The following is a 6,713-nucleotide window of genomic DNA, read 5'->3' on the forward strand; positions in this document are numbered from 1 at the left end:
CGACCTTTCCTTCGTCGCACAGTCCTGCCATGTCGCAGCGCCAATGGGTGGCCGCCGCCCTCCAGAAGATCGAGGCCGATTTCAACCGTTCGGCCGACACCCACCTGATTCCCATGGACCTGCCGGGCTACCCAGGCATCGACCTGTACTTCAAGGACGAGTCCAGCCACCCTACCGGCAGTCTCAAGCACCGGCTGGCGCGGTCGCTGTTCCTGTACGCGCTGACCAACGGCTGGCTGCGTGCCGGCCGCCCGGTGATCGAGGCCTCCAGCGGCTCCACCGCCGTGTCCGAAGCGTATTTCGCGCGGCTGCTGGGGGTGCCTTTCATCGCGGTGATGCCTGCCTCGACCTCGCCGGAAAAGATTGCCGCCATCGAGTTCCAGGGCGGGCGCTGCCATCTGGTGGAGCGCGCTTGCGACCTGGATAGCGCCTCGCACAAGCTCGCACGCGAGACCGGTGGGCACTTCATGGACCAGTTCACCTATGCCGAGCGCGCCACCGACTGGCGCGCCAACAACAACATCGCCGAATCGATCTTCAAGCAACTGGCCGAAGAGCCGCACCCGATTCCGGAATGGATCGTCTGCAGCCCCGGCACCGGCGGTACCAGCGCCACCCTGGGGCGCTATGTGCGCTACCGGCGCCACGCCACCCGCATCCTGTGCGCCGACCCGGAAGTGTCGGTGTTCTTCGACGGCTACTGCCGCGCGGTGGACGGGCAGTGCCCCAAGGAACTGGCCATCACCGGCGGCTCGCGTATCGAAGGCATCGGCCGGCCCCGGGTGGAGTCCAGCTTCATTGCCACCTGCGTGGATGCGATGGTGAAAGTGCCCGACGCGCTGAGCCTGGCGGCCATGCGCCACGTCAGCGCCACCCTGGGCCGCCGCGTGGGCGGCTCCACCGGCACCAACTTCGTCGGCGTGCTGCAGGCCGCCCAGCGCATGCGCGAAGAAGGCCGGCAGGGCTCCATCGTCACCATCCTGTGCGATGCCGGCGAGCGCTACGCGCACAGCTACTACGACCCGGCCTGGTATGCGGCGCGCGAGCTCGACACCGCCGACAGCGACGCGGCCATCGCCAGCGCCGTGAACGGCGGCGCATTGCCGCCGCTGCCTTGTGCTGCGCTGGAATGACCGCCATATCGTTGCGATAGATGGTGCATGCACCTGTGTGCACCGCCGCGTGCCGCTTGTCCCTTCCCCTGATCCAGTCCACCGCCGGAGCGCTCCATGACCAACCCCTTGCTCGACCTCTCCGGACTGCCGTCCTTCGATGCGATCCGTCCCGAGCATGTGAGCCCGGCGATCGACCAGCTGCTGGCGCAGGCCGAGGCGGCAGTGAAGGCCGCCGAACAGGTCAGCCCGGTCAGCTGGGACAGCTTCGTGGTGCCGCTGGACGATGCCACCGAGCGGCTCTGGCGCGCCTGGGGGCAGGTGGGCCATCTGCAGGCAGTGATGAACACCCTCGAGTTGCGCGAGGCCTACAACAGCAACCTGCCCAAGGTGAGCCGCTTCGGCAGCGCGCTGGGGCAGAACCTGGCGCTGTACGCGCAGTACAAGGCGCTTGCGCAGTCGCCGGACGCTGCGCACTACGATGAAGCCCGGCGCAAGGTGCTGGACAACGCACTGCGCGATTTCCGGCTCGGCGGCGCGGAGCTGGACGACGCCGCCAAGGCGCGCTTTTCACAGATCCAGGAAGAATTGTCGGCACTGGCGGCGAAGTTCTCGCAGAACGTGCTCGATGCCACCGATGCCTGGTCGTATGTGACCGAAGACGACACCCAGCTGTCCGGTCTGCCGGTCGAGGTGATCGCCGCCGCACGCGCCGCGGCAGAAAAGGACGGCGTGCCGGGGTGGAAGTTCACCCTGCAGATGCCGTGTTATCTGCCGGTGCAGAGCGATGCCGATAACCGCGAGCTGCGCGCAACGCTCTATCGCGCCAACGCCGAGCGTGCCTCCGAATTCGGCGATGCCGCGCTGGACAACAGCGCCAACATCGATCGCATTCTGGCGCTGCGCGCCGAGCTGGCGCAGCTGCTCGGTTTTGCCAGCTACGCGGAGTATTCCATCGCCACCAAGATGGCGCAGAGCCCCGATGAAGTGATGGGGTTCCTGCGCGACCTGGCGGTGCGTGCCAAGCCCTATGCGCAGCGCGACCGCGCCGAACTGGAAGCCTTTGCCCGCGCCGAACTGGGCCTGGACACACTGCAGGCCTGGGACCTGGCCTATGCCAGCGAAAAGCTCAAGCAGGCGCGCTATAGCTTCTCCGAGCAGGAAGTGAAGCAGTATTTCACCGAGCCGAAAGTGCTGGCAGGCCTGTTCGATGTGATCCACAGCCTGTACGGGCTGACGGTCACGCCGGATAGCGCGCCGGTGTGGCATCCGGATGTGCGTTTCTATCGCCTGGAAGATGCGCAGGGCGCGCTGGTCGGCCAGTTCTATCTGGATTTGTACGCGCGCGAAGGCAAGCGCGGCGGCGCCTGGATGGATGACTGCCGCAATCGCCGCGACACCGCCAACGGCGTGCAGACGCCGCTGGTGTATCTGGTGTGCAATTTCGGCCGCGGCAGCGGCGATGCACCGGCCACGTTCCGGCATGGCGAGGTTGCCACGCTGTTCCATGAAATGGGCCATGGCCTGCACCAGTTGCTCACCCGCATCGGCGAACTCGGCGTGGCCGGCATCAACGGCGTGGAGTGGGACGCGGTGGAGCTGCCCAGCCAGTTCATGGAGAACTTCTGTTGGGAATGGGAGCGCGTGCAGGCGATGACCGCGCATGTGCAGACCAGCGAACCGCTGCCGCGCAACCTGTTCGACCGCCTGCTGGCCGCGCGCAATTTCCAGAGCGGCATGTTCACCGTGCGCCAGCTGGAATTTGCGTTGTTCGACATGCAGCTGCACAGCCACTTCGACCCGGCACAGGACAGCGTGCTGCAGCTGATCGAGCGCGTGCGCGACGAGGTAGCGGTCAATCGCCCGCCGGCATGGAATCGCTTCCCGCACCAGTTCAGCCATATCTTTGCCGGCGGCTATGCGGCCGGCTATTACAGCTACAAATGGGCCGAAGTGCTCAGCGCCGATGCCTACGCCGCGTTCGAGGAAGCGCCCGGCCAGGTGGCCGACACCGGCTCCCGCTTCCGCTTGGAGGTCCTCTCGCGCGGCGGCAGTCGCAGCGCCGCAGACAATTTCCGTGCATTCCGCGGCCGCGCGCCAACCATCGATGCGCTGTTGCGGCACAACGGCATGGCGGGCTGAGCCGGCCTTCGCTGCTCCGCTCGCCGCGCAACAGGCCGGTCACGCCAACGATCAGTGGTGAAGGCAATCGTCGGAGCGGGCAGGGTGCCAGTGCGCCCCGGCTCTGTGCTGCTGGCCCACGGCCCGTCGGGTCAGGTGCATCATGTGTCGCCGGAATTGAGGATGGTGCTGAATTGGACTTGGCGCTCTCCCACTTGTGCCAGCTTGCCTGGAAATCCAAGGGCATACGCCGCTAGGTCCAGCCATTGCGGATTCAAGGTCTCAACCAGCCGTCGTTGCCACGCATGCGTCCAACGACGGATCTCGTTCGCGCGTGCTTGCGCAGCTGCGGGGTCGTTGCACACTTCGAACCACGTCATCAATAGCGCCCTCACACCGGGCTCGGGTAGGGTGGCGCGTTGTTGTGCCACCAGATGCCGGCATCGCCCTTCGATAGCGAGCAAGTCGCTTGCCACATCGATGTAGAACGCATCTCGCCGTGCATACGCCAGCAGGTACACCACGTAAGGGCCCTGCTGCAGGCCATGCCAGTCGGCGTGCTCGAATGCAGCAAATGCCGCGCTTGCCAGCGTGGTCGTGTCCGTCATTTCACCGCCTATCCTGCGTCGGCGCCCATGTGTGCGGGCGTGCGGGTGAACACTAGCGCATAACCGTGGTGGATGGCTTTCATACGATCGGCCCCGGTGGGGTTGGCTGATCCCGGCTGGCTTGCGCAATGGCTTCCTGCTGCCGCGCGGTTTCGAGTGCATGCGTCTGTACCTGCTGCATCGATTCCTGCACCGATGGTGCCGCACCGGTCAGTGACATATTCACGCGCTTGGTAATGTCGTCGTAGTGCTGTGCAAAGAAGTTCTCGTTGACCACATCCACCCGTCCGCGCCAGCCAGCTCGGAAGCCGTCGATGTAGACAGCTGCGGTGACCTGGGTCAGGCGGTCCTCCGGCAACGGCGTGCCCTTGGCATCCAGTCGATGCTTGACGTCTGCGTATAAGGCATGGCCTGGATGCGCCGGGTCACTGAAGGGAAGCAGGCCGGGCGATTGGCGTGCGTCGTCGCTTGCCACGGTGGCCTGCTCGCGTTGCGCGGCGGCCTTTTCCTCCTCTGCCAGCCGCTCACGCTCCTGCTGCACCGTTTGCTCCATGTGCAGTTGCCAGTGGCGTTGCTGTTCCAGCGCCTGTTGCTGTTGCTGCGCGGAGAGCTCCACTTGCAGGCGCTCGGGTGCGCTTGCAACCGATGCGCTCGCAGCCGTGGCCGTGGTGGCCTGCACGGCAGGCGCACTGTACGGTGGAACCATGTCGCGCGGGGCAATGGCAACGCTGGCTTGCTGTTGCACCGCTGCACGGGTGTGGTGGTCGGCGATGCCGTTGACCTCGTCCATGCCGTGCATCAACTGAAACGCCTGTACGCCGCGCTGGGTGGGTTGGTCGTAGAGGCCGTTGATCGCTACGGGCGTCTTGATGCGTTCGTTGATGCCCAGTTGGATCAGGCTGGCTTGCAGCGCCTGCACCTCGGTGCCGCGGTCGCCCGGTCCGAGCGCGGCGGCTTGCGTCTGGGCCTGCTCCGGCGCGGCCTGTGTGCGCGCCTTGCGTTCGACTTCCTGGATGAGTGCATCCATGCTGGGTAGCACCGTTTCGGTCATTAGATGCCGTTCGGTGGCCTCGTCCAGGCTGTCGCCCAGCTTGCTGGCGAACTCGCCCGTCTTGACCAGATTGAACAGGCCTTGCGGATTGGTCGGGTTGTGCGTGGCGTAGGCGGCCACTGCGGCCGTGGCCACACCGGCCTGCGTGGCGTAGATCTCCGGCGCCAGTGCGGAGGCTGCCTCGGCATACCGTCCTGTCGTGTCCAGCAGCGCATTGGCCCGGGCTCCCGCCGCGGTCCAGCTGGCGTGTTCAGCCTGTCCCACCTGGCTGGCGGCCGTATTCAACGCCTGGCCGGCTGCCTGGCCACGCTGGCGGATCTGCCGGGCGTCATCGGCCGCTTCATGCAAGAGCTGCGTGGCCTGGTTCTGCCCGCGTTGTTCTGCGGCCGCACCGGCCTGCGCCAGGCGCTCGGCCTGTGCAGTGAGCTGTGCCTCCAACCCTTGCGGCAGCATCCCGCCCAGCCCACGCAGCGCCGCCGCCCCCAACGATGCGGCTTCGTCCTGCGCTTGCCCCTGCAGCCGCTCCGCACCGGCCTGCACCTGGCCCAGGGCCTGCCGCCCTTGTGCGGCGAGTGCACCAGCTTGCTCCACGCCTTCTCCCGCCGCCGCCCCCAGCCGCTGGGTGGTCGACTGGCGGATCTGCGCTGCGGCCAGTGCCGCGCGCTGTACCAGGTCGCCCGCAGCGTCCAGCCCCTGGCCTGCGACCTGGCCCGACTCGGCGACCACCCCACCCAGGCTGCGCCCCACCCGCACACCTTGCGAGGTGGCATGCAGCGCATCCAGTGCGGGGCCGGCGAAATTGGAGACATCGCGCAGCGACAACCGCGCCGGGCGATCGACGATATCGATACCATCGGCTGCATGCTGCTTGGCCGCCAGCAGCGGTTGCATCTGGCCGGCGGCCAACGGCAACTCGCGCAATAGTTGCGCGGTGTTGCCGTGTTGCAGCCGGTCCAGGAACGCGTGTGCGGCCGGTTGCGCATGGGCCGGCAGCGTTGCATCCAGCTGGCTGGCCAGCAAGGCCTTGCCTTGCGGCAACTCATTGAGCACGGTGCAGGTTTCCTTCAGCACCGCGCCGAGTTCTGCGCGCCGGAATGCATCCAGGCGATGGATATTCTGCTGGATGCCGTCGTTGAGGACCTCGCCGGTGACCTGATAGGCAATGACGCTTTGCTGGGGGTCGTAGACCGGCAGCCCATTTTCCTGGGCAAACCGCTGGGCGGTGAGCGGATGCAGGCCGGCGGCATTGAAGGTGGTGGTGCGCATACCCGTCACGGCGGCGGCTGCGGAGGCCATTCCGCCGCCTAGGGAGTGGCCGGTGATTTCGAAGTCGAGATGCGCGCGGACTTTCAAGATCGATGCCAAGTTCATGGCGCGGTCGTAGTAATCGGTCCTCAAGCCCACCGACTGCGGGAAGTTGTTGGCGACAAAGTCTTCGCTGCCGGTGGGGCGCAGACCGTCGGGTGTCAGGACTTCGCCTGCGGATCCTTTGTATGCCACGGTCGGCTTGTAGCCCGGGCCGAGGATGGCAGGGTCGGGGAGGTAGATTTCGGCGCGGAAGCCGGACTTTCCTGGTTTCAGCAGCTCGACAATTTCTTTGTCGCTCAGGTTCAGCTGCGGCGCATACTCGCGCAACTTGTCCAGATGCTCGCTGGCGCGAATCCATCCGGCGCTCGGCCGTCCTTCGCCTTTGGCCGAGTCATACACATCATCGGCTAGCCCGGCCATTTCACGGTCGTGATAGAGCGGTTGCAATTCTTCGGCATGCTGCCGGGCTATTGGATCGCTGCTAGTCCGCAGTTGCTCAAGTACGGTGCGCTG

General features: G+C 66.2%; 4 protein-coding genes. 2 read left to right on the forward strand and 2 right to left on the reverse strand.

The window, feature by feature from the left end; translation table 11 throughout:
- Window positions 1-29: 29 nt before the first annotated feature.
- Window positions 30-1,133 (forward strand): PLP-dependent cysteine synthase family protein, encoded by a 1,104-nt coding sequence (locus tag XcuCFBP2542_RS07135; RefSeq protein WP_104602902.1) that lies wholly within the window; start codon window positions 30-32, stop codon window positions 1,131-1,133.
- A gap of 96 nt (window positions 1,134-1,229) precedes the next feature.
- Entirely contained in the window at window positions 1,230-3,254 is a 2,025-nt protein-coding gene (locus XcuCFBP2542_RS07140; RefSeq protein WP_104602903.1) for a M3 family metallopeptidase, read from the forward strand.
- A 140-nt stretch (window positions 3,255-3,394) separates the two neighbouring features.
- Here the strand turns inward: XcuCFBP2542_RS07140 and XcuCFBP2542_RS07145 are convergent, their stop codons facing one another.
- Both XcuCFBP2542_RS07145 and XcuCFBP2542_RS07150 read right to left on the reverse strand, forming a co-directional pair.
- A complete protein-coding gene (locus XcuCFBP2542_RS07145) occupies window positions 3,395-3,841 on the reverse strand; it encodes a GIY-YIG nuclease family protein (protein ID WP_104602904.1) in 447 nt (148 codons plus the stop codon).
- Window positions 3,842-3,920: 79 nt separating this feature from the next.
- Window positions 3,921-6,713: Tle-like phospholipase domain-containing protein (locus tag XcuCFBP2542_RS07150; RefSeq protein ID WP_146090308.1), on the reverse strand; the 2,793-nt coding region annotated here is incomplete at its 5' end.

The sequence above is a fragment of the Xanthomonas cucurbitae genome, from assembly GCF_002939885.1.
Taxonomy (GTDB): Bacteria; Pseudomonadota; Gammaproteobacteria; order Xanthomonadales; family Xanthomonadaceae; genus Xanthomonas; species Xanthomonas cucurbitae.